The sequence below is a fragment of the Roseobacter insulae genome (assembly GCF_019375555.1).
Classification (GTDB): Bacteria; Pseudomonadota; Alphaproteobacteria; order Rhodobacterales; family Rhodobacteraceae; genus Roseobacter; species Roseobacter insulae.
This window is the reverse complement of record NZ_JAHXDN010000003.1, coordinates 317,410-340,857: the sequence shown is the minus strand read 5'-3', so window position 1 is coordinate 340,857 and position 23,448 is coordinate 317,410. Positions and strand designations below refer to the sequence as shown.

Sequence of the window (23,448 nt, the reverse complement as noted above, 5' to 3'; positions counted from 1 at the left end):
ATGACCAACCTCTCCCCCTCCGACAAGGCGCTTGTCCCCTTCGTTTCGGTCGATCACATGATGCAGCTGATCCACCATATCGGGATCGAAGACATGCTGCGCGGCCTTGCGGATTACATCGAAACCGATTTCAGGCGCTGGCAGCTGTTTGACAAGACACCGCGCGTCGCCAGCCACTCCGCCGAAGGCGTGATCGAGCTGATGCCGACATCAGATGGCGAGGTCTACGGCTTCAAATATGTCAACGGTCACCCCAAGAACACCGCGGAGGGGTTACAGACGGTCACCGCCTTCGGTCTGCTGGCGGATGTGGGCAGCGGCTATCCGGTGCTCCTGTCGGAAATGACCATGCTGACGGCAATGCGGACGGCAGCCACCTCCGCGCTGGTGGCGCGGCTGCTGGCCCCCAAGGGTGCGACGACCATGGCAATGATCGGGAATGGCGCGCAGTCGGAATTTCAAAGCCTTGCCATGAAAGCTATTTGCGGGATCAGCGAGGTGAGGCTTTATGATGTCGACAGCGCCGCCACGCGGAAATGCGCGGCCAACCTCGCCGGGCTCGGGTTGACGGTGACGCCCTGCACCAGCGCCGAAGATGCCATCATGGGCGCGCAGATCATCACCACCTGCACGGCCGATAAGCAATATGCGACGATCCTGACCGACAATATGATCGGCGCTGGCGTGCACATTAACGCCATCGGGGGGGATTGTCCGGGCAAGACCGAACTGGCGCCGGCGATCCTGCACCGCTCCGACATCTTCGTGGAATACCCCGAGCAAACCCGGATCGAAGGCGAAATCCAGCAACTGGATGCGACCCATCCGGTCACGGAGATATGGCAGGTGCTGACCGGCCAGGCGGAGGGCCGCACATCCGACAGGCAGATCACGCTTTTCGACTCGGTAGGGTTCGCGATCGAGGATTTCAGCGCGCTGCGCTACGTGCGCGAACAGATCAGGGAGACGCAACTCTTCCATCCGCTTGACCTGCTGGCTGATCCGGATGATCCAAGGGATCTTTTCGGCATGCTGCAACGGTCGCTACAGGCCTGACCGCAGGCCACGGGCCGTTTTGGGCAGGCCCAAAACCAAACAATGGCGTGTGCGGCACCGCCGCACGCCGCTGGATCACCGTTTCCCGTCCTTGGTGACGTCGTGGCCGTATATCCAATCGAACTGGCGCATCATCAGGCCCGGCATCAGCTTGCTGCCCAGTGCCAGCCCCAGATGCGCCAGTTGCCGGACCGGCCCGTTTGGCAGATGGTATTTCCAGGCGTTGCCGCTGGCCGCCTCGATCACGCGTGCGGCGCGGGGCTTGCGCAGCGTTTGATAGCCTGTTTGCAAGCTGTCCTCCAACAGGCAGCGCGACAGCACCCAGGCGTCTTCCAGGGCAAGATTGGCCCCCTGTGCGAGAAAGGGCAGCGTTGGATGCGCGGCATCTCCCACTAAGGCCACGTTGTCACGCGCCCATGTGTCTGCCACGGGATGCCGGAACAGCCCCCAGAGGCTGACCTCCTTGACATCCGCCAGCAGCGCCTGCGCCGGGTCCCCGAAATCGGCAAAGGCCGCGCGCAGGGCCTCGGGGTCATCCTTGTGATGCCAGCCCTCGTCGGCCCAGCTGTCCCGTTCCTGCACGGCCACCAGATTGGTGAAGGCCCCGTCCCGGACCGGGTAGCTGACCAGATGCCGCCCCGGGGCCATTGTCACGCGCGCTTCGGGCGGCATATCCGCGCCCGGCACAAGGGCGCGCCATGCCACCTGACCGGTAAACACCGCCCTGGGCCCCGGCGACACGGCCTGTCGGCCGACCGAATGCAGCCCGTCCGCGCAGATCACAACTTCCGCCCGCACAGACGTGCCATCGTCGAAACGGACCTGCGGCACATCGCCGGGGACCACCGCAGAGACCTTGCGGCCCAGCTCCACGCTTACATTGGCCTGCCGCGCGGCCTGGGCAAGCAGGGCAATCAGGTCCGCGCGGTGCACAAATAGATACCGTTGACCGTGCAGCCGGGTCAGGTCCAGTCGCGCAACCTGCGCGCCGCGTTTGTAATCGGCCAGCACAACCGCCTGTGCCTGAACAGCCCCCCTGCGCGACAACCCGCCTTCAAGGCCCAGGGCGCGCAAAACCGCCAGACCGTTCGGGCTGATCTGAAGGCCGGCCCCCACTTCGGCGATTTCAGGCGCCTGTTCCAGCACTGTCACCGCCACACCTTCGCGGGCCAGCGCTGTGGCACAGGCCAGGCCGCCAACACCACCGCCAACAACAATCGCATTTTTGATCATCGGATCCTCAAAATAAAAAACGTCGAAGCCAAGGCTCCGACGTTTCTAAACTCTCATCAGCTCGATGGGAGCCTGATCAATCGTCGCGGTGCACCTTCTCGCGGCGTTCATGGCGTTCCTGTGCTTCAAGGCTCATGGTGGCAATGGGCCGTGCGTCGAGACGTTTCAGAGAAATCGGCTCACCGGTGACCGAGCAATATCCGAATTCGCCTTCTTCGATGCGGCGCAGGGCGCCGTCGATCTTGCTGACCAGCTTGCGCTGGCGGTCCCGGGTGCGCAGTTCGAGCGCGCGGTCAGTTTCTTCGGAAGCCCGATCAGCAACATCGGGAATATTGCGTGTGCCGTCCTGCAGACCTTCGATCGTGTCGCGGCTGCCCGCCAACAACTCTGAGCGCCAATTCAACAACTTACGCCGAAAATACTCTACCTGTCGTTCGTTCATGAACGGTTCGTCTTCGGCCGGACGATAATCATCCGGCAGAAACACTTCCTGTTTCATTTGCTTCCCCTCAACGTGGCTAACGTCATTCATACGCGACTTGTCCTCAGGCAAGTGCCCCCATGCGGCACGATCTACCCCACGTCTTTGCAATTGTCACTACACAAAGCTGAAGAATTCTGGCTAAAAGCGAAACAAGAATTCATCGCGCAAAGGGTTGACAGAAGAATGAAATTCCAAGGAACCGCCGATTACATCGCGACGGAGGACCTGACCGTCGCCGTAAACGCGGCTGTCACGCTGGAGCGCCCCCTTCTTGTCAAGGGCGAGCCCGGCACCGGCAAGACCGAACTGGCCAAACAGGTCAGCAGCGCGCTGGGTCTGCCGATGATCGAATGGAACATCAAATCGACGACCCGTGCGCAACAGGGTCTGTACGAATATGACGCCGTGAGCCGCCTGCGCGACAGCCAGTTGGGCGAAGAGCGCGTCCATGACGTCAGCAATTACATCCGCAAGGGCAAACTCTGGGAGGCTTTCGAGGCCGACCAGAAGGTCGTTTTGCTGATTGATGAGATCGACAAGGCGGACATCGAGTTTCCCAACGACCTGTTGCAGGAACTCGACAAGATGGAGTTCTTTGTCTACGAGACCGGCGAGACGATCAGGGCACGCCATCGCCCCGTGGTCATCATCACCTCCAACAATGAAAAGGAACTGCCAGACGCCTTTCTTCGGCGGTGTTTCTTCCACTATATCCGCTTCCCCGAGATCGAGACCCTGCGCCAGATCGTCGAAGTGCATTTTCCCGGCATCAAGGAAAGCCTTCTGACCACGGCGCTGACACAGTTCTACGAGGTCCGCGATCAGGCCGGTTTGAAGAAAAAGCCCTCCACATCCGAAGTTCTGGACTGGCTGAAACTGCTGCTTGCCGAGGATATGAGCGCTGAAGACCTCAAATCCTCGGGGGCCAATGCGCTTCCCAAACTGCACGGTGCGCTGCTCAAGAATGAACAGGACGTGCACCTGTTCGAGCGGCTGGCCTTTCTGGCCCGCAGCGGCCGATAAGTATCTGCCCAAGAATTGCCTCAATTGCCACAAACTTGCCTTAATTGGTTTCTAGACTGACGGAGATCCGCGGCGCCAAGACCGCGGGCAGAGGCTTTAGGCAGGCAAAAATGACAAAATCGACACCCGTTGTCGTGCGCCCGTTGCGCGCGTCCGACAAGGACCAGTGGGCTGTTTTATGGACAGCCTATCTGGCGTTTTACGAGACCACCCGTCCCGCGGAACTCTTTGATCTCTATTTTGATCGCCTGCTGGGCGATGATCCTCAGGATTTCAACGGGTTGGTGGCGGAAAGTGATGGCACGCTCATCGGTCTGACCCATTATCTCTTCCATCGTCATGGCTGGTCCGAGGCCAATACCTGCTATCTGCAGGACCTCTACGCTGACCCGGATGTACGCGGCCAAGGCGTCGGGCGCGCCTTGATCGAGGCAGTCTATGCCGCAGCCGACGCGGCCGGCGTGCCGAGCGTTTACTGGCTGACACAGGATTTCAACACGCAGGCCCGCAAGCTTTATGACCGCATTGGCGTCAAGACGGCTTTCATCCGGTACAATCGGGCATGAAGCGCCGGTTGATCCTGCCCGTGGTGATGATCCTGAATGCCTGCGTCCCGGTGACCCAGGGCGGCACCCCTTCGCGGGCGGTGATTGCGGAAAGCACCCTGCCCCCGATGAAATCCTTTGGCCGCGCCGCCATCAGCGCGCCTGCTGTCTCCAACACCGACCTCCTGCGCGATTTTCAGGATCTGTCCTTCCAGATGGAAAGCGGCCGCCCGCTGCCGGTTTTCACCCGCTTCGAGGGGCCGATAACGCTGCGCCTGACGGGTGCACCGCCTGCCACCCTGAAAAACGATCTTTCCGCGCTTCTGGGGCGGTTGCGCGACGAGGCGGGCATCGAAATCACCACAACCGCCTCGTCTGCCGCAAACATCACCCTTCAGGCCGTGCCCCGATCCGATATCCGACGGGTGCTGCCGCAAGCGGCTTGTTTCGTGGCCCCGAACGTCAGCTCCCTGTCCGATTACAGGACCGCCCGCCGCAAGCAGCGCACCAACTGGACCCTTCTGCAAAAACGCGAAAAACTGGCAATCTTCGTCCCCAGTGACGCCAGCCCCCAGGAAGTCCGCGATTGCCTGCACGAGGAACTGGCACAGGCGCTGGGTCCGCTCAACGACCTTTACCGCCTGCCCAATTCGGTGTTCAACGACGATAATGTGCACACGGTGCTCACGAATTTCGACATGCTGATCCTGCGCGCGACCTATGCGCCTGAACTGCGGTCCGGCATGACGCGCGAGGAAGTCGTGCATCGCCTTCCCGCCATTTTCGCCCGGATCAATCCACGCGGCAAGTCGGCCGCGCGCACCGCGCCCGACCCGACACCGCAGGAATGGAAACACGCGATCCAAACCGCGCTGGGGCCCGGGTCAGGCCGCGCCGCGCGCCGGGCCGCGACCGACGACGCCATTCGCATTGCAGTGAATCGGGGCTGGGCGGATAATCGACGTGCCTTTGCGCATTACGCCAAGGGCCGGTTGTTGCAGGGTATCAACCCGGTCGCGGCGCAGCAGCAATACATCATCGCCGACAGGTTCTACGCCAAATCAGTCGATACGCAGCTGCACCGCGCCTATGTCGCAACGCAACTTGCCGCCTATGAAATCGCCAGCGGCAACGGCAACCGGGCGCTCCGCATTCTTGACCCCAACATCGATGCCGCGCGCATGTCGCAGAACGCGGCGCTGCTGGCCACCCTGCAACTGCTGCGCGCCGAGGCGCTTGATCTGACCGGACGTGCCGCCGAGGCACGCGCCGTCAGGCTGGACAGTCTGGGGTGGGCGCGCTACGGCTTTGGCGCTGATTGGGCGGTGCGGGCGAAACTGCGGGAAATCTCCGAACTCAATCCGCAAAACGCACCGGTCTGACCGGGACACCGGGTGACGTCAGCAACCGGGCCGAAGATCAAAGAGGGTTCAGATGATCGTCATTCTTGCAGCCATTCTGGGTGCTATCATCGGCGGCGTTACCGCCGCCCGACGCAAGGGCAATTGGAAGGACATCGCCCAGTATGCGGCGGGGTATGCGATGGCATTTGTCGTGGTCGGCATGATCGTAACTGTGGTCGTACACCGCATCATGGTCTAAACCTGCCCCATGTTCCTGCCCTTTTTCGACGCTCTGCGAAAAAATGCCGTGCCTGTCTCCCTGCGGGAGTTTCTGGCCTTTCTCGAAGGCATGCAGGCAGGCCTGGCCACCTATGACGTCGAGGCATTCTACTACCTTGCGCGGGTAACGCTGGTCAAAGACGAGCGCAACATCGACAAGTTCGACCGCGCCTTTGCCGCGGCCTTTTCCGGACTCGAAAACATCTCCGTCCAGGAGGTGCTGGAAGCGGTGGACATCCCCGCCGACTGGCTTGAGAAAATGGCCGAAAAGCACCTGACAGCCGAAGAAAAGGCCGAGATCGACGCCTTGGGCGGTTTTGACAAACTCATGGAAACGCTGAAAAAACGCCTCCAAGAGCAGCAAGGGCGGCATCAGGGCGGCAACAAGTGGATCGGCACCGCGGGCACCTCGCCCTTTGGCGCCTATGGGTACAATCCCGAAGGCGTGCGCATCGGTCAGGACCGCTCGCGGCATCAGCGGGCGACAAAGGTCTGGGACAAGCGGGAGTTCAGAAATCTGGACGACACCGTCGAACTGGGAACCCGCAACATCAAAGTGGCGCTGAAACGCCTGCGCCGGTGGGCCCGCGACGGTGCGGATGAAGAACTGGACCTGAACGGCACCATCCGCGCCACCGCCGAACACGGCTATCTGGATGTCAAAACCCGGCCGGAACGGCGCAATGCGGTCAAGGTCCTGCTCTTTCTGGATGTGGGCGGCTCGATGGACCCCCACGTGAAAGTGGTTGAAGAGCTTTTTTCCGCGGCGCGGGCCGAATTCAAACACATGGAATATTACTACTTTCACAATTGCCTCTACGAAGGCGTGTGGCGCGACAACCGGCGCCGATGGGACGCCCAGATCCCGACACATGAAGTTCTGCGCACCTACGGGCCGGATTACAAATGCATCTTCGTCGGGGATGCATCGATGTCACCCTACGAGGTTGCCTACCCCGGCGGCGCATCAGAGCACTGGAACGCGGAAAGCGGCGCCACCTGGCTGACCCGGGCGCGGGAGCAATGGGCGGCAACGCTCTGGATCAACCCGGTACCGGAGAAATACTGGCCCTATACGCAATCGATCTCAATGATTCAGGAGATCATCGGACCGGGGGCAATGGTGCCGATGACACTGGAAGGTCTCTCCCGCGGCATGAAAACGCTCACCCGCTGACGCTCCGCGGGCTTCTCTGGTTTAAAAATATCCCCGCCGGAGGCTCCCCAAACTTGCCGCCGGCGCTGTCCTCCCCCATATCAAGGCCATGATCAAATTCACGCCGATCCTTCTGGCCATCCTCTACGGTCTCGCAATGTACCGGTTCTCCGCCTGGCGCACCGCCCGCGAGCTGGACGCGCGCTCCACGGAACTGGCCGACGGCAGGCTCAAATCGCTGACCGACCGGATGGCCGCCGCCCTGGAACTGCCACGCATCCGGGTGCACATCTATGAAATCGATCCGGTGAATGGACTGGCGGCACCCGACGGACGCATCTTCATCACCCGGGGTTTTTACAACAAGTTCCGGGCTGGTGATGTCTCTGACGCCGAACTCGCAAGTGTCATCGCCCACGAGATGGGCCACGTCGCCCTGGGCCATTCCCGGCGGCGGATGATCGACTTTTCCGGTCAGAATGCGCTGCGCACGGCGCTGGCGATGGTGCTGGGCCGCTTCATTCCCGGCATCGGCGTCTGGATCGCGGGCATGCTGACCACGTTGCTTGCCGCCCGGCTGTCGCGCTCGGACGAATATGAGGCCGATGCCTATGCCGCGGCCTTACTGACCAAGGCCGGTATCGGTCTCGGCCCGCAAATCAGCCTTTTTGAAAAACTCGAATCGCTGACACAGCAGAACGGCGGGTCAGCACCTGCCTGGCTGCTCAGCCACCCAAAGACGGCCGACAGGATCGCCGCGCTCAAGGCCCTCGAGGCAAAATGGGTGACGCAGGAATAACAGCGCCCCCGCGCGTCAGCCGAGCGCTTTCGCCAGACGCGGAAGACGCGCTTTTTTCATCAGTGGGCGCATCTCCCACGGTGTGCCGGAGAGCCTTGTGGCTTCGGACAATACCCTTTCCGCCACAGCTTCCACCGGCGTCGGGCTGTCCTGCCAGACACCGTAGAGGAATCCGTCAGGCTCAACCCGGTCTACCCCCTCATCACCCAGAATGTTCCTGGGAAAATCCTTCCTGTTCAAGGTCATGATGGCGTCACTTGATGTCGCGACGGCCACGGCCAACACATGAACATCGTTTGCATCCGGCAACCACAACCGCGCCTCGACATGCGGCACGGCGGGGGCTTCTGCGCCGGGCCACGCCGCGCGCATCAAGGCGATCTCGCTGCGCGCCTGCGCATCCCCGCTTGGGCCCAGTTTCACGGCCGCACGCGCCCATTCTTCCAGAATACGGGCCGACCAGACAGGGCTGAACACCCCGGTCGCGGCCACACCCAGCACCATCTCACGCATGACAGTGGGATAGAGCACGCAGGCGTCAAGGACGATTTTCATAGCTCAGATCTGACAGAAAACGGATTTGAGGTACCCCGTTTCCGCAAGTTGCGGTAACTGCGGGTGATCGGGCCCGGCAAACCCGGTGTGGATCAGCGAGGCGCGCCGCCCGGCCCGCCCGATCCCGCGCACACTGGCTGTCCGGAACGCAGCCAGATCGGCGGCGTGTGAACAGGAGCACAGGCCCAGGATACCGTTTTCTGCCACCAAGGGTGCCGCCAGCCGCGCTATGCGCTCATAGGCGCGCAATCCGGCCTCCAACGCGGGCCGGGCCGGTGCGAAGGCCGGCGGATCACATATCACCACGTCGAACTGAGCCCCCTCGGCGCGCAGTGCTGTCAGCACCTCGAAGGCATCGCCCTGCCGCGTTGTGAAACGGTCTGACACGCCCATGGCATTCGCCCCTTGAGCCGCCAGATCCAGCGCGGCTTGCGAAGCGTCCACGGCGAGGGCCGAGGCCGCGCCCCCGGCCAGAGCCGCAAGTGAAAACCCGCCGACATGGCTGAAAACATCCAGAACCCGCGCGCCCTGTGCAAGGCCAGCCACAAACGCATGATTGGGGCGCTGATCGTAAAACAACCCAGTCTTCTGACCGCCGGTGAGGTCCGCCATGTAGATCGCACCGTTCATCGGCACCTCGACGGGCCGGGCTGGCGCCGTGCCGGCAAGGACGCCAGCCGTGTCGTCCAGCCCCTCCAGCGCGCGGGTGCGGCCGCCGGCGTTCTTGAGCACGCAGGTCGCCCCCGTTACCGATTGCAGCGCAGCGCAGACGATCTCCAGATGGGTTTCCGCCCAGGCCGCGTTGGGCTGGATCACACAGGTTGCCCCAAACCGGTCAATGACCATTCCCGGGAGCCCGTCCGCCTCGGCATGCACAAGGCGGTAGTACGGTGCGTCGAATAACCGGTCCCGCAGCGCAAGCGCCCTGCGCAACCGATCCTCGAACCAGCCAAGGTCAATTTTTGCGGCCGGGTTCCGGTCGATCATCCGCGCGATGATTTTTGATCTGGGATTGACCGCGACGATACCCATTTCAGCGCGCGCATCATCCTGCAACCGCGCCAGAGTGCCTGGCGCTATGGCCCTGGTCCGGCGGTCTGTCACCAGTTCGTTGGCATAGACCCAGGGAAAGCCGTGACGAATCGCCCGGGCATTTGCCTTGGGCTTCAGACGCACGACCGGCATATCGGCGGCGGCAGGGGCGGAACTGGAAAAGGGCGCTGTCATAGCGCCCTCCTCTAGTCTGTTCTGATGGCCTGTGGAAGGTCAGAAGTTGTTTTTGCGTGCCAGCAGGCTCAGACGTCGGCCGGTATAGCCATCGGGTTCCGCAAGCTCGGTCAGGATCACCCCTGCAAGGTGGTCGGTGATCCGCACCTTCTGGGTCTGTCCCTGGCGTTCGGCGGCGATGGCGCGTTCGCCGCCAAATCCCTTGAGGTTTGCCTTGATGACCCGCGGTTCGCCCAGCAGGAGGCCGGTTTCGGCACTGCGCAGCGACAGTCCGAAGGTAATCGAATGAATGCCGCCGATCGTGTAGCGGGTTTTTTCAGTCAGGGCATGGAAGCGCATCACCTGCACATCCAGCACAACCGGGGTGCCGTCTTTCATGTCAGCGGTGCCGCGCGCCATCGCGGTGTCAAAAATCGCCTTGACCTGTTCATGGCGGTTGCCCGCCGGGTCCTCGCGCCAGACGATATCGCCCGACGGGTAATAGCTATTGGCCTCTGACACGATCAGGCTTTCGGGCACAATCACATTGATGCCGGTCACGTTGTAGGCGGGTACTGCCGCCTCAAATGTCGTGTCCAGAATGTTTTTCGGTCCGACAGCGGCATCGACAGCCGGGTTGGAATACGGCGCGTTACGGCTTGCAATATCGGTCGTCGTACAGCCGGCGATCATGGCCGAAGCGGCAAGTGTCGCGATCAGTTTAAGGGATTTCATGTTGCTCTCCACTCAGGGGGGCGACTTCTGCACGCCTCGTTTGAATTCCGAGCATCCCTAGAGTGCAACTGGGGCTGAATTATGACTAATTTTAGGTAAAACTGACGCTAATTCCGCGTAAACTGTCAGTTTCGGGGCCGCGATCGCCAGCCGCCGCGCCGCCGCGGCGTGGACATGCCGACCAACCCTTCGGTCAGAACTTCCGTCATCGGATGCTTGGGATTGTCGGCCTTGTAGGTCGCCAGCAAGGCAGTCAGGACGCGCCCGGTTTCGCGTTCCACCGGAAGGCTCAGCGCCCAGTCCAGAAAAATCGTGCGGCATTCGCTCTTGGTGATGCCGTCGATCCGGTAGGCTTCGAAGATCAGGCCCTTGGGATCATTCTCGTCGCCCTTCATTGTGCCGCGCCCTCCTGCGCATAGGGTGCAAGGGTCCGGGTGATGATAGCATCGGATTTTGCATAGCTGCTGCGCAAGCGGTGCTCCAGTTCCTCCAAGGTCTCTTCCTCCAGGGCGCGCAGCAGAAAGGACCGCCCCGCCGGACCCAATCGCGCCGCATCCAACGGTTTGTCTGACAGCAGGCGCGCCGCCAGATGCAATTGCGAATAAAACGCGTAAAATCGCGCCAAGTCCTGTCCTGATGCGTCCTCCATCAGCCCGGCAGCGACAGCCGCCCGCAAGCCGTCTTCGATCCGGCGGCTCTTCTGGCCTTGCAAAAGGCTCCCGGCCTGGGCGATCAACTCGATCTCCTGCAGACGCCCCGGCCCGATCTTTGCCTCCCAAAGGCTTGGCGGGGCTTTTGCCGCCTGAATGCGCGCGCGCATCTGCGCAACCTCTGCCGCGATGTCCGGCAACGCGCGCTGCTGCCCCAGCAGATCCTGAATGAACCCGGTCACATCGGCCGCCAGCGCCTGCGACCCGGTCACGACAGCGGCGCGGGTCAACGCCAGATGCTCCCAGACCCAGGCCTCATTTTTCTGATAACTCTGAAAGGACGCCCAGCTGGTCGCCACCGGCCCCTGGTTGCCCGACGGGCGCAGCCGCATGTCCACCTCGTAAAGGCGCCCCTGCGCCATCGGAGCGGTCAGCGCGGTGATCAATGCCTGCGTCAGCCGCGCATAATACGGGCGGGTCGACAAGGGGCGCTCGCCATCCGAGGTTTCCTGATCAAGCGGATCATAGACGATGATCAGGTCAAGGTCGGAGCCTGCATTCAGCCGCCCTGCGCCCAGCGATCCCATGCCCAGCACCACGGCACCCCGACCGGGCGGTGGCCCGTGCCGCCGGGAGAACTGCGTGATGACAACAGGCCACAGGACAGAGAGCACAGCCCGCGCCAGATCGGCGTATTGCACCGCCGCGTCCTCCGCGGTGATCAGCCCGCGCAGATGATGCACGCCAATGCGGAAATGCCATTCCTTGGTCCAGCGGCGGATCGCGTCGAGGTGCGCCTCGTAATCGCCCTCTCTCTCCAGACGCTTGGACAGCAAGGCGGTCAACCCGTCCTGCCCCGGCCAGTCTGTAAAGAAGTCTCCACCAATCACCGCGTCGAAAACCCCTGCGTTGCGCGACAGATATTGCGCAAGTTCCGTGGAGGTGCCGGTGATATCGATCAACAGATCGGTCAGCTGCGGATTGGCGTCCAGCAGGGAAAACAGCTGAACCCCGGCGGGAAGCCCGGCAAGGAACCCGTCAAACGCCAGAAGCGCCTCGTCCGGGCGTGACGATTGCGCAAGACGGGCCAGCAGATCCGGGCGCACCCGGCGAAACAGCTCTCGGCTGCGGTCGCTGCGCAACGCAGGGTAACTCAGCCAGCGGGTCAACATGTCGCCATCCAGCATGTTGACGTGCTCATCCGCCCGCTGCGAGGGGGCAAAGAAGCCTTCCGTCAATTCATGCACCGCGTTCAACCGCGACCTCAAATCGCCTTCCAGCTCCGACCGGTCGCGATCCATCAGGCATGCCAGCCGCTCGAAGCCTTCCGAAGTCTGCGGCAGGCTGTGTGTCTGCGCATCCTGAACCATCTGCAAACGGTGTTCGACCGTCCGGTGCGCCACATAGTGATCCGACAGCGTTTCCACCATGCCCTGCGGGACCCAGCCCTTGCCTGCCAGACCGTGCAGGCTTTCGACCGTGCCGCGGGTGCGCAGGTCCGGGTCGCGCCCCCCTGCGATCAGCTGCTGGGTCTGGGTGAAGAACTCGATTTCACGAATGCCGCCCCGCCCGAGTTTCATGTTGTGACCGGGCAGCGTGATTTCCCCGCCCAGGCCCTTGTGTTCCCGGATGGCCAGGCGCATGTCGTGGGCGTCCTGAATGGCGGCGAAATCGAGATGCCGCCGCCACACGAAGGGGGTCAGGCCGGTGAGGAACCTCTGCCCGGCGGCGAAATCCCCTGCGGCGACCCGGGCCTTGATGTAGGCGGCGCGTTCCCATGTCCGGCCAAGGCTTTCATAGTATCGCTCCGCCGCTTCCATCGCGATACAGACCGGCGTAACGCCCGGATCGGGGCGCAGCCGCAAATCGGTGCGAAAGACGTACCCCTGTCCGGTCATTTCGCTGAGCATCGCGGTCATGCCCCGCGTTGCGCGCACAAAACTGGCCCGCGCATCGTGGAACTCGGATGCGTCGAACCGGGTTTCGTCAAAGAGGCAGATGAGATCAATGTCCGAGGAGTAATTGAGCTCTCCGGCACCCATCTTACCCATCGCCAGCACGCACATGCCTGCAGCATCGTCAATGTCGGCCTCGGTCTTTCCGGGCAGCTTGCCGCGTTTGATCTGTTGCGCGATGCCGGCGCGCAGCGCGGCCTGGCAGGCTGCATCGGCAAAATCCGTCAGCGCGCCGGTGACCTGCGTCAACGACCATGCACCCGACAGATCGGCCAGCGCCGTCATGAGCGCAATGCGCCGCTTGGATTGCCGCAGGGCGTCTTTCAGCCCCTCTGCCGGTGCCGCGCGCGCCGCCGCGATCTCTGCCTCGACGGCCGCTTTCGGGTCGTCCAGCGCGGGCTGCAGCCATGCGGCTTCTTTCGTTACCAGGCCCGCGAGAAAGGGGCTTGATCCCGCCGCCCCTTCGATCAGGCGTGCATGCGCTGCCGTTACCTCCGGAACGGCTGCAACCGCGTCGCGGCCCCGTTCTGGATCGAACACCCGGGGGCAACGGGTCATATGGTCGGCCAAGCTCATGTCGTCAGCATTCGCGCGGCAAGGCGGTCACGTCAATGGGCGATTATTAGACTTCATGCCCGCCGTCATATGCGACTGACACGGCGCCGGAAAATCGGCCAGACCAGAATTGTCGCCGCTTAAGAACCTGATTTATATGGGTTAAGCAAAATAATGTAAAAAACATTCACATAAAGTCTTGCATACCCGCAGCCGTACCCCATCTTGATAATGTGAAAGACATTCACATCCCGGGTTCTCCCGGGCACCGTAAAACCCGCAATGAAAGGTATCCCGATGACAACCGTCACCCAAACGACACCGTTAACCAGCCGACCGGGTTGGTTTTCCCGTGCCGAACACTGGCTAGATTCCAAAGGCAAGGGCGCGTGGATCGCTGCCATGGTTTTGGGGTTTGTCTTTTTCTGGCCGGTCGGTCTTGCCCTTCTCTTCTACATGATCTGGAGCAAACGCATGTTCACATCCTGCAGCCGCAAAACAACGTCGATGCGCCACGGCATGAGCGCGATGCGCCCCAGCGGCAACAGCGCTTTCGACGCGTATAAGTCAGATACCCTGCGCCGCCTTGAAGACGAGCAGCAACAGTTCGAAGCCTTCCTCGACCGCCTGCGCGATGCCAAGGACAAGGCAGAGTTCGACCAGTTCATGAACGAACGGGCAGATAAGTCTGACAAGAGCGCAGATCAGGCCTAACATCACCAGTGCCGGGACACCGTCCCGGCAGTCTTCGTATCCGATCCCGAGAAAGACCATGACCGCAACACCCGATCCCCACGCCCAACCCGATTTTTACAAGGACGTGCCTCTGAAGCGCCTGCTGGCATGGGCCGTCGATGCGGCCGTGACCTTTGTTGGCTGCCTGGTAATTCTGCCGTTCACGGCCTTCACCGGGCTGTTCTTTTTCCCTGTTCTCTTCCTCCTCGTGGGTTTCGTCTACCGGATGATCACCCTTGCCAATAGCTCCGCCACCTGGGGCATGCGGCTTTTTGCCATTGAACTGCGCCGGGCAGATGGCTCACCGCTCGATCCCGGCAGCGCCTTTGCGCATACCCTGGGCTATACGATCAGCTGGGCCGTTGCCCCGCTTCAGCTGATTTCCATGGTGCTGATGGCCACTACGGAGCGGGGTCAGGGATTGTCCGACCACGCCCTGGGCACGGTCATGGTCAACCGTCGCGCGACCCACCGATAGGCGCCTGAAACTTCGCCTTGGCGGTCGGCGTCAGGCTTGCTATCCTGAGATGAGTAACCTGCCGGGATTTCATGCGCCACACACTGCCCATCGCTCCACAGTTCTATGTGACTGCACCGCAGCCGTGCCCCTATCTTGAAGGGCGCATGGAGCGCAAGCTGTTCACCGCGTTGCAGGGTGAAAACGCGGACAAGCTGAACGACAGCCTGTCACAGCAAGGGTTTCGCCGCTCTCAGAACGTTCTCTACCGACCGTCCTGCGCGGAGTGTTCCGCCTGCCTGAGCGCCCGCATCGACGTCAGTGAATTCCGCCCGTCGCGCAGCCAGCGGCGCACGATGAACCGTAACGAGGATCTTGATCGTCGCGCAACCTCACCCTGGGCCTCGGAGGAGCAATACGAGCTGTTTCGCACCTACCTCGACAGCCGCCATGCCGATGGTGGCATGGCCGACATGGACGTGTTCGAATTTGCCGCCATGATCGAGGAAACGCCAATCCGCAGCCGGGTTGTCGAATACGCCGATCAGAACGGCGGCGCTCTGGTCGGTGTGAGCCTGACGGACGTGCTCGCCGATGGGCTGAGCATGGTCTATTCCTTCTACGCGCCCGACAGTCCCAAACGGTCGATGGGGACGTATATGATCCTCGACCATATCAAGATCGCGCAGGAAGCCGACCTGCCCTACGTCTATCTGGGCTACTGGGTGCCAGGCAGCCAGAAGATGGGCTACAAGTCAAAGTTCTCCGGGCTGGAAGTCTACATCGGCGGCAGCTGGCAGAAGATGAAGGACCCCGGCTCTTTCAACGCTGATATGCATCCCCTGTCGACAGACCCCATTGCCGAACAGGTTGCAAACATCCACCTGCCGGACACCCGCCCGACGCGATAGAAGCACGACTGCTTTGACCGCCTAACCAGACCTGCGATGCAAGTGCGCCCACGTCCGCTGTTGATGGTTCACCTATTGGCGCGGGTCCGTGAAACGGCTGCCCAAGCGGGTGTGTTACCCCGCCGCCTGCCGCTGAATGCACGCATTGATCGACGCCGCGCCAGCAGTCGTTCCGCCCAGCCGCTTTACCGCCACTGCACGAGGCAACGCGCCCTCGGGGCTTGCAGAAGGCTGACCCGGCGAAATCGAATACGTCCCGGGCGCTTGCACCTCTTCGATGCATGCTTGTGCGAGGGCTTTTTCCTGATCAGGCGAGAATGTCGGCTTAACTGTGCAGCCTGCCAGAATGAGAATTGAGAGAAGAGTGATTTTCTGCATCGCTATAACCTATGGTTGAGTCAAATTTCGAGGACCATGTCATTGGCATTCCACCTTGTCAAACAGGCCGAATGGGATTTGAACAGACCTGCCCGCCGCAGGTAAAATCCGACGTCTTTGCAGTCGCATCATTGGTCGAATTGGGCCATGAAGTCGTCATCTGGCACAATCAGTTAGGCATCTAAGGCCCGGCATCTGTTGACCCCACCGTGGCGATGGTTCGGTTCAGGTATTTGAAAGGTCGAGGCCCGCCCCCGCGTCACCAGGTAACCTGTCACCACTTTCACGTAAGATCAGCAATTCTCCGATGTCGAGGAGTGCTGTTTGCCGGACGATCTGGCCTTTCAATTAGACGTCGACGTGTTTTTCCAACGCGGACCGTTTGGTCGATGCAAGCCCATTTGCCCCCGGAAATGGGCTTACGACTGCCCACCGCCTGAGACAGTGGTAGGCAGCCAGGGAACGGCTCTTTCCGACCCGAACAACAGGAGGGTCAGTTCGGGATCAGGTCCGGGACAATGGTCACGATGCCCGGGAAGGTCCACAATAGCGCAAGACCCGCGACCTGGATCAGCACGAAGGGAATGATCCCGCGATAGATGTGACCGGTTGTGACTTCCTTCGGCGCCACACCGCGCAGGTAGAACAGCGCAAAGCCGAAAGGCGGCGTGAGGAACGACGTTTGCAGGTTCACTGCGATCATGATGGTAACCCACTTTGGATCGAAGGTACCGCCATAGATCACCGGCCCGACGATGGGGATCACAATGTAGATGATCTCCAGGAAATCAAGCACGAAGCCCAGTATGAACAGCACCAGCATCACGATCAGGAAGACGGTGAATTCATTGTCGAAGGATTTCAGGAATTGCTGGATGTAGTGTTCGCCGCCGAAGGAGATCACCACAAGGTTCAGCAGTTGCGAACCGATCAGGATGGTGAAGACCATGCTCGTCACCTTCGCGGTTTCGCGTACGACCGGGCTCAGCACCCCGTGAGTGAACAGGATCCAGCAGGAGAACAGCAGCCCGAAGAGCGCGTAGAGATACGCGGCATAGGCCACGAAGAAGGCGAACCAGCTCTGAAACCCGACCTCTTCCTGATTGATCCTCAGGTCGAAATTGATACCGATGAGAATGCAGGCGATGATGGCCAGCGTGGACCAGATGATCACCTTGGGCGACCGGTCCTCGTCCTTCAGCTTGCGGTAGGCGGCGAGCATGATCGCCCCGCCTGCCCCAAGGGCCGCGGCGGGTGTCGGGTTGGTGATCCCGCCCAGGATGGACCCCAGCACGGCGACGATCAGCACGAGCGGCGGGAACACCACCCGGATCAACTCGTTTTGCGCGCAGATTTTCGTGGCGTGCACGACCCCGTACATCAGCGCGGCAAAGGGCAGCGCCATCAGTACGACCATCGCGCCTGACGATGTCGCGGGCGAGACCAGGATGATGTCCACGAGGATCATCAGCACCGCCCCGATACCGCCGATCAGCAGTGGCCGCGCCGGGCTGGAGGGCGACACACCGCGCGCCGTCGTCAGGAATAGGGAAGTCAGCAGAATGATGATCGCAATGCCGGTGCCGATGGGGGCCGCATTGGCAATCTTGTTCGCCCGGGCTTCGGCGAGAGCTTCTTCGGACAGCCGTTCGGATTGCTGAACGCCGCCGGCGTCGTTGATGGCCGTTTGCTGGGCGAGTGCTGCATCCCACGCGTCCTGACCGTGCAGTTCGATCATCGAGGCCTGGCATTCAGGGCCGACGTTGGTGCGCAGCGACGCGCCCTCGCCGATGTCGGAGTACCGCGATACGGTGGTCGACTGATCGCCGATGACGCCGAGGTTGCCAAGCAGGATGACACCGACAATCAGGGCAACCGGTGCGCCGAGAAACCATGTGAAGGCTTCGCCGCGGGTCACCGGTTCGGCATTGGTGCTGCCCATCGGCACGGCAGGCGCCTTTTCCGGGTTCAGCAGCGCGTAGCCGAAGGCGTAAAGCGCATAGAGCAGCGCCAGCATGATGCCGGGCAGCAGCGCCGCCTGAAACAACGTGCCCACAGACAATACCGCCGGTTCGCCCAGAAATGTCAGGGCGTCGGTGCAACCAGCCACAACCGCCCGTTTTTCCTGCGCCGCGGAATAAAGGTCTCCCGCCAGCGTGCCCAGCAGAACAATCACGATGGAGGGCGGAATGATCTGGCCCAATGTGCCTGAAGCGGCGATCACCCCGGTTGACAGTTCGGGCGAATAGCCGTTGCGCAACATGGTGGGCAACGCCAGCAGGCCCATCGTGACCACGGTGGCACCGACGATCCCGGTGGAAGCGGCCAGAAACGCACCCACAACCACGATCGACACAGCCAGGCCGCCGGGCAGCGGGCCAAATACGCGCGCCATGGTGGTCAGCAGGTCGTTGGCGATCTTGGAACGCTCCAGCGTGATGCCCATCAGAACGAACATCAGCACGGCGAGCAGCGTCTCGATGGACTGGCCCGCCAGCACCCGCTCGTTCATCCGGTTCACAACAAAGGAGACGTTCCGGTCCAGCGCCACTTCCCAGCCCTTGGGAAAGACAGCTTCTTCGATCCGGGGCAGATCGGGGTATCGGAAGACCGATATCGTATCCGCCTTGACCCCGGAATTCACGAGATCGCGATACATCGCGGAGCCGGTATCGATGGCCTGGTGGATCAACAGCCCCGCACTGTCGAGCGCCGCGATGATCCCGAAGGAGATCATCCCCGCCCCGGCAATGGCAAAGGCCACCGGAAAGCCCGAGAGGATGCCGCCGAAGAGGCAGATAAATACGATGATCAGGCCAACTTCGACGCCGTCTAGACCGAAAAACATGACAGATAGTCCCCTACTGCGCAGCGTATGCCGCCACGTCTATTAGTGTGCGCCCTCATAGGCTTCTTCACCGTCGCCAAGGCTGTCACGGTCGAGATATTTGCCCTCGCTCTCCGGGCCTTCCTTCCACTCCAGATAAGAGCGGTAGAACATCGCCATCGCCTGCAAAAAGAGCATCGCGGTAAAGGCGCAGAGCAGGATCTTGAACAGGAAGTAACCGTTGAACCCGTTGGGGCTGAAACCGATGGTCTCCACGTTCCAGCGCAGCGCACGGGATTTGTTCAGCAGACGGTCAAGCGTGTCGGAGGCCGACGGGTTCGGCACGATCAGGTGCCGCCACAGGAAGAACCAGCCATACATCCAGATCAGCACCGCAACGGGCATCATGAAGAAGATCGCCCCGAACATGTCGATGACCTTCTTGGTCCTGAATTTCACCGCGGAATACACAAGGTCAACCCGGACGTGGCCGCCCTGCACGAAGGTGTAGGCCATGCAAAGGCACACCACCAACGCGTTATAGAGTTTCAGTTCCTCGGCAAACCAGCTGATATCGAATTGCAGCGGAATCCCAAAACCCACGGAGATATCCGGCCGCGTGAAAATGCGCTGCATGAAGACGATGATGATCTGTTGCAGCACCATCAACAGGCCCGCCCAGGCAAAGAAGCGGCCCACCGTGTTGGCAAAACCCTCCAGCACGCGCACGTAACCCCACATGATGTCATTGCGCCACACGCCGATCGCAAACATGATCAGAAAGGCGGTGAACACCACAAAGAAGAACTCCACCGACCCGCCATAATAGACAAACCGCATGATCGCCTGCTTGTCCGACCAGTCCAGCCACAGCGACGGGTTTGAGATGGCGTAGAAAAAATTGTAAACGGCCAGGCCGATGTTGGTGAAAAACCACAGCACGCCATCCAAGATGACAGAGAGCGAGCCGCCTGCCGCGTCTACTTCATTTTCCATATGTCCCCCTCCCCTGATACACGCATTTTCGCGGGCCAAGGTGTCGCATGATCCCGGATATCAAAGATCTTACAGGTGCAAGGGGCCGCGACCAAGTGTGCAGCCCCTTGCGTGTGAGTAGCCGGTATCAGCCGTTGGCCAGAACGCGGTTGCGCTGTTCGACGTAGAATCCGTCCGACTTGAGCAGCCAGTCCGAGGTTGTCGCCAGGGATGCTTCGAAGCTGGTGCGGATTTTCGCGAAGAGCTCGTCGTTCATGTTCTCGTCCATCACCTTCTTGGAGGCCGCGCCGAAGGCATCCCAGACGTCATCCGGGAATTGCAGCGTTTTCACGCCCTGCGCCTGCAGGCGGGCAAGCGCCGCACCGTTGTTGGCGAGGGTCTCGGCCAGCTGGATGTGCGTGGTGGCCATGGATGCATTGGCGATGATCGCCTGATGCGCCGGCGACAGATCGTTGTAGACGTCGAGGTTGACGCCGCAGGCAAGGCCGGAACCCGGCTCGTGGAAACCCGCCGTGTAGTAGACTTTCGCCACTTCCTGGAAGCCCGCGCGTTCGTCTGCAAAGGGACCAACCCATTCCAGACCGTCGAGAGCACCGGAAGACAGCGCCTGATAAAGTTCGCCGCCGGGGATGTTCTGTACGGATGCGCCCAGCTCGCCCAGCACCTTGCCGCCCAGACCGGGCATGCGGAACTTCAGGCCGTTGAAATCGCCCGCCGAGTTGATTTCATTGCGGAACCAGCCACCGGACTGCGACCCGGAGTTACCGGCAAGGAAGGACTTCAGGTTGAAAATCTCACCCAGTTCAGTGTGCAGGTCATGGCCGCCACCGTGGTGATACCAGTTTGTCAGCTCTTGCGCCGTCGCACCGAAGGGGACAGCCGTGAAGTAGGCGTAGCCCGGGTGCTGACCGATGAAGTAGTAGTCGGCGGAGTGGTAAAGGTCGGCCTGACCGGAGGACACCGCGTCGAAGACCTCGAAGGCGCCAACCAGTTCGCCGGGGGCTTTCTTGTCGATGGTCAGCGTGCCGTCGGACATCGCGCCAACCATGTCTTCAAAATACGTCGCCGCGTCATCCAGAACCGCGAAACCGCGCGGCCAGGACGTGACCATTGTCAGAGAACGGTTGCCTTGTGCGTAGGCGGGTGCGGCCAGAGTGCCGGCTGCGGCAGCGGTGCCGCCAAGTGCAGATGTCTTCAGAAATGAACGACGATCCATTTAGATACTCCTCCCAATATGACGCCCACGCGGCAGTCGTTGCGCGCAGGTCGTTTCGAGTGTCGCCACACTAGCGACGCCTTCGCCAATTGAAATACCTACTACTGCGTAGATTGAGCCCTATCCCGCCCATTTTGGTCACTTTTTTGGCCGCTCCTGCTGCGGGATCAGGCATCCGAAAGCCCGTGCACGGGCGATTCGCCGACGCTTCGGCTTTGATTCGCTCAAAATTCGACGTAACCAGAGTGTCATGAAACGATTTGGTGCTTTCTTCCGCCCCAGCTATGCCCAGAAACTGTCGCTGGTGGCGACCGTTCCGTTGATCGTGGCGGTGGCAGCGATTGCGGTACTTGTGGCGTTTCAGTCCCGCGCGCTGGCGGAACGGGAGATCAAGGCGCTGGAGACGCAACTGCTCGAAGCCAAGAAGGCCGAGCTGCGCAACTACGTCACCCAGGCGCGCAACGGCTTCTACTTTATCTACGGCAATGCCGCGCCCGACGATCAGGCGGCCCGGGATCAGGTGGCGCAAATTCTGGCGGCGATGATCTACGGCACCGACGGGTTCTTCTTTGTCTATGACTATGACGGCACCAACCTCGTCAGCCCGCGCCAGACCGACCGGATCAATCAGAACTGGTCCGGGCTCAAAGACAGCGAGGGCACCCCCATTGTGGACGAGCTCATTCGCATTGCGCGCGCCGGTGCCGGCTATCACAGCTATCTCTGGCCGAAACCCTCCACCGGGCAAGAAGCCCGGATGATCACCTATGTCACCAGCTTCCCAAGCTGGCGGTGGGCAGTGGGCACAGGCGTTTTTATCGATGACGTGCTCGCCACTGTCGCCTCCGCCCGTGCGGACGTCGAAGCCCGCGTACAACAGACGTTCCTTTACATCGGCATCATCACGCTGGCTGCCCTGCTGGTTGTCTTCATGACTGGCATGGCGCTGAACATTCGCGAACGTCGCCTAGCCGACGTCAAACTCAAGAAACTCACTCAACGGGTTCTGGACGCGCAGGAAGAAGAACGCGGCCGGGTTGCGCGCGAATTGCACGACGGGATCAGCCAATTGCTGGTCGGGGTGCGATATGCGCTCGACACCGCACGGCGCAAACTCGACCGGCAGGATCCGACGGCGGCGGAGCCGCTTGGAAAGGGTATCGAGACGCTGGGCGAGGCGATCTCGGAAGTGCGTCGGATCAGCCGTGATCTGCGCCCCGGCGTACTGGATGATCTCGGTCTTGGCCCGGCGCTGAAAGCCCTGACGGAAGACTTCAGCGCCCGCACCGGTATGACAACGGATTTCAGGACGGTCGTGTTCAGAAACCGTCTGGATGCGGAAGCCAAGATCGCGCTTTACCGGATTGCCCAGGAAGCCCTGACCAATATTGAGCGGCACGCGCAGGCCACCCACGTCAGAATTGACCTCCGGGGCCACAAGAAAGGCGCGACGCTGTACATCGAAGACAATGGATGTGGCATCCCCGACGAGGAAACCGGCCCGATGGTTGGTCTGGGTCTTCGCAACATGCAGGAGCGCGTGGAGCAATTGGAGGGACGTTTCCGGATTGCCACGCCCCGCCGCGGCACCGGCACGATCATCGAAGTTACCGTGCCGTTGTCGCATCTTCTGCCACCCGAACCGGAAACACCGGTCTTACCAAAGGTGCCCGCATGACGTCGACACCCGTCAAGATCCTGATTGTGGACGATCACCCGATGGTCGCCGAAGGCATTCAGTCAATCCTCGAAAGCTACGATGATCTGTCGGTGGTCGGCACCTGCAATGCGGCGAAAGACGCGATCGAACGCCTGGAAGAGTTTGACCCCGACGTGATCCTGATGGATCTCAACATGCCGGAGATGGGCGGGCTGACGGCAACGGAAATCCTGCTCGAAAAACGCCCGGGCACTCGTATTCTTGTGCTGTCGATGCACGACAGCCCCGAATATATCTCCTCCGCGTTGAGCCACGGCGCGATGGGGTATGTGCTGAAAGACGTGCCCACCGATGAGATCAAGCAGGCGATTGACGCGGTGATGGCCGGGCAGCGGTATCTTTGTACCGGGGCCAAGGGGTCACTGGAGCCAAAAGACGGCGATGCGCGCGAAGCGCTGACCGGGCGCGAGCAGACGATCCTGCTGCAGCTGGCGCAGGGCAAGTCCAACAAGGACGTGGCCCTTGCGCTCGATATTTCCGTGCGCACGGTGGAGACACATCGCAAGAACATCAAGCGCAAGCTCGGCATTTCGAGCACGGCGGGCCTCACACGTTACGCGCTGGAACACGGTGTATTGCAGGGCACCGGCGCGAGTTTCTGAGCCCCCTCGATGGCCGGCGTCTCACTTTTGCA

Annotated in this window: 22 protein-coding genes; 12 read left to right on the top strand and 10 right to left on the bottom strand. The window is 61.3% G+C overall.

All coding sequences use genetic code 11. The annotated features are described in order from the left end of the window. Positions 1–1,056 carry an ornithine cyclodeaminase gene (ocd, locus tag KX928_RS13145; protein WP_219503148.1) on the top strand — a complete coding sequence of 352 codons (1,056 nt, stop codon included), beginning with the start codon at positions 1–3 and terminating at the stop codon, positions 1,054–1,056. 75 nt (positions 1,057–1,131) lie between these two features. On the opposite strand, the gene KX928_RS13140 is transcribed toward ocd, so the two are convergent. Further along, positions 1,132–2,289 carry an FAD-dependent monooxygenase gene (locus tag KX928_RS13140; RefSeq protein ID WP_219503145.1) on the bottom strand — a complete coding sequence of 386 codons (1,158 nt, stop codon included), beginning with the start codon at positions 2,287–2,289 and terminating at the stop codon, positions 1,132–1,134. A gap of 76 nt (positions 2,290–2,365) precedes the next feature. Further along, positions 2,366–2,821: an RNA polymerase-binding protein DksA gene (gene dksA / locus KX928_RS13135; protein WP_219503143.1), complete on the bottom strand. Its 456-nt coding sequence runs from the start codon at positions 2,819–2,821 to the stop codon at positions 2,366–2,368. A 135-nt stretch (positions 2,822–2,956) separates the two neighbouring features. Here dksA and KX928_RS13130 point away from each other — a divergent pair, with 135 nt between their 5' ends. From KX928_RS13130 to KX928_RS13105, 6 genes are all read left to right on the top strand, one after another. Further along, positions 2,957–3,796 (top strand): AAA family ATPase, encoded by an 840-nt coding sequence (locus KX928_RS13130; RefSeq protein WP_219503140.1) that lies wholly within the window; start codon positions 2,957–2,959, stop codon positions 3,794–3,796. 110 nt (positions 3,797–3,906) lie between these two features. Next, the gene (locus tag KX928_RS13125; protein ID WP_219503138.1) at positions 3,907–4,362 is read left to right on the top strand and encodes a GNAT family N-acetyltransferase; all 456 of its coding nucleotides are present in this window, start codon (positions 3,907–3,909) and stop codon (positions 4,360–4,362) included. Then, positions 4,359–5,723: a DUF2927 domain-containing protein gene (locus tag KX928_RS13120; protein WP_219503135.1), complete on the top strand. Its 1,365-nt coding sequence runs from the start codon at positions 4,359–4,361 to the stop codon at positions 5,721–5,723. Before KX928_RS13125 ends, KX928_RS13120 begins: the two co-directional genes overlap by 4 nt. 52 nt (positions 5,724–5,775) lie before the next feature. Beyond that, positions 5,776–5,943: an apolipoprotein acyltransferase gene (locus KX928_RS13115; RefSeq protein ID WP_219503134.1), complete on the top strand. Its 168-nt coding sequence runs from the start codon at positions 5,776–5,778 to the stop codon at positions 5,941–5,943. Between the two features lie 9 nt (positions 5,944–5,952). Further along, positions 5,953–7,140: a vWA domain-containing protein gene (locus KX928_RS13110; RefSeq protein ID WP_219503131.1), complete on the top strand. Its 1,188-nt coding sequence runs from the start codon at positions 5,953–5,955 to the stop codon at positions 7,138–7,140. An 88-nt stretch (positions 7,141–7,228) separates the two neighbouring features. Then, positions 7,229–7,918: a M48 family metallopeptidase gene (locus tag KX928_RS13105; protein ID WP_219503128.1), complete on the top strand. Its 690-nt coding sequence runs from the start codon at positions 7,229–7,231 to the stop codon at positions 7,916–7,918. A gap of 15 nt (positions 7,919–7,933) precedes the next feature. On the opposite strand, the gene KX928_RS13100 is transcribed toward KX928_RS13105, so the two are convergent. The 5 genes from KX928_RS13100 to glnE all read right to left on the bottom strand — a co-directional run bounded on the left by KX928_RS13100 (position 7,934) and on the right by glnE (position 13,595). Beyond that, complete coding sequence (locus KX928_RS13100) at positions 7,934–8,473, bottom strand: RSP_2648 family PIN domain-containing protein (RefSeq protein WP_219503125.1); 540 nt, start codon at positions 8,471–8,473, stop codon at positions 7,934–7,936. Between the two features lie 3 nt (positions 8,474–8,476). Continuing rightward, the gene (locus KX928_RS13095) at positions 8,477–9,700 is read right to left on the bottom strand and encodes an RSP_2647 family RNA methyltransferase (protein ID WP_219503121.1); all 1,224 of its coding nucleotides are present in this window, start codon (positions 9,698–9,700) and stop codon (positions 8,477–8,479) included. 39 nt (positions 9,701–9,739) lie between these two features. After that, the gene (locus KX928_RS13090; protein WP_219503118.1) at positions 9,740–10,414 is read right to left on the bottom strand and encodes a DUF6778 family protein; all 675 of its coding nucleotides are present in this window, start codon (positions 10,412–10,414) and stop codon (positions 9,740–9,742) included. Between the two features lie 125 nt (positions 10,415–10,539). Next, entirely contained in the window at positions 10,540–10,809 is a 270-nt protein-coding gene (locus KX928_RS13085) for a hypothetical protein (protein WP_219503116.1), read from the bottom strand. After that, on the bottom strand, positions 10,806–13,595 hold the full coding sequence (gene glnE, locus KX928_RS13080; protein WP_219503112.1) for a bifunctional [glutamate--ammonia ligase]-adenylyl-L-tyrosine phosphorylase/[glutamate--ammonia-ligase] adenylyltransferase: 2,790 nt from the start codon (positions 13,593–13,595) through the stop codon (positions 10,806–10,808). The genes KX928_RS13085 and glnE overlap by 4 nt, the downstream gene beginning before the upstream one ends. Positions 13,596–13,871: 276 nt before the next feature. Between glnE and KX928_RS13075 the strand changes: the two genes are divergently transcribed. The 3 genes from KX928_RS13075 (at position 13,872) to KX928_RS13065 (ending at position 15,677) form a co-directional block, all read left to right on the top strand. Further along, positions 13,872–14,288: a DUF2852 domain-containing protein gene (locus tag KX928_RS13075; protein ID WP_219503109.1), complete on the top strand. Its 417-nt coding sequence runs from the start codon at positions 13,872–13,874 to the stop codon at positions 14,286–14,288. A 58-nt stretch (positions 14,289–14,346) separates the two neighbouring features. Beyond that, a complete protein-coding gene (locus KX928_RS13070) occupies positions 14,347–14,787 on the top strand; it encodes an RDD family protein (protein WP_219503106.1) in 441 nt (146 codons plus the stop codon). 71 nt (positions 14,788–14,858) lie between these two features. Then, entirely contained in the window at positions 14,859–15,677 is an 819-nt protein-coding gene (locus KX928_RS13065) for an arginyltransferase (protein ID WP_219503103.1), read from the top strand. A gap of 871 nt (positions 15,678–16,548) precedes the next feature. Here the strand turns inward: KX928_RS13065 and KX928_RS13060 are convergent. From KX928_RS13060 to KX928_RS13050, 3 genes are all read right to left on the bottom strand, one after another. Continuing rightward, positions 16,549–18,903, bottom strand: a complete 2,355-nt coding sequence (locus KX928_RS13060; RefSeq protein ID WP_219503100.1) for a TRAP transporter large permease — start codon at positions 18,901–18,903, stop codon at positions 16,549–16,551. Positions 18,904–18,945: 42 nt separating this feature from the next. Continuing rightward, on the bottom strand, positions 18,946–19,878 hold the full coding sequence (locus KX928_RS13055) for a TRAP transporter small permease subunit (RefSeq protein ID WP_219503097.1): 933 nt from the start codon (positions 19,876–19,878) through the stop codon (positions 18,946–18,948). 127 nt (positions 19,879–20,005) lie between these two features. Next, entirely contained in the window at positions 20,006–21,094 is a 1,089-nt protein-coding gene (locus KX928_RS13050) for a TRAP transporter substrate-binding protein (protein WP_219503094.1), read from the bottom strand. Between the two features lie 250 nt (positions 21,095–21,344). Here KX928_RS13050 and KX928_RS13045 point away from each other — a divergent pair, with 250 nt between their 5' ends. Both KX928_RS13045 and KX928_RS13040 read left to right on the top strand, forming a co-directional pair. Continuing rightward, the gene (locus tag KX928_RS13045) at positions 21,345–22,772 is read left to right on the top strand and encodes a cache domain-containing protein (RefSeq protein ID WP_219503091.1); all 1,428 of its coding nucleotides are present in this window, start codon (positions 21,345–21,347) and stop codon (positions 22,770–22,772) included. Continuing rightward, entirely contained in the window at positions 22,769–23,416 is a 648-nt protein-coding gene (locus tag KX928_RS13040; RefSeq protein ID WP_219503088.1) for a response regulator transcription factor, read from the top strand. The genes KX928_RS13045 and KX928_RS13040 overlap by 4 nt, the downstream gene beginning before the upstream one ends. Positions 23,417–23,448 lie beyond the last annotated feature (32 nt).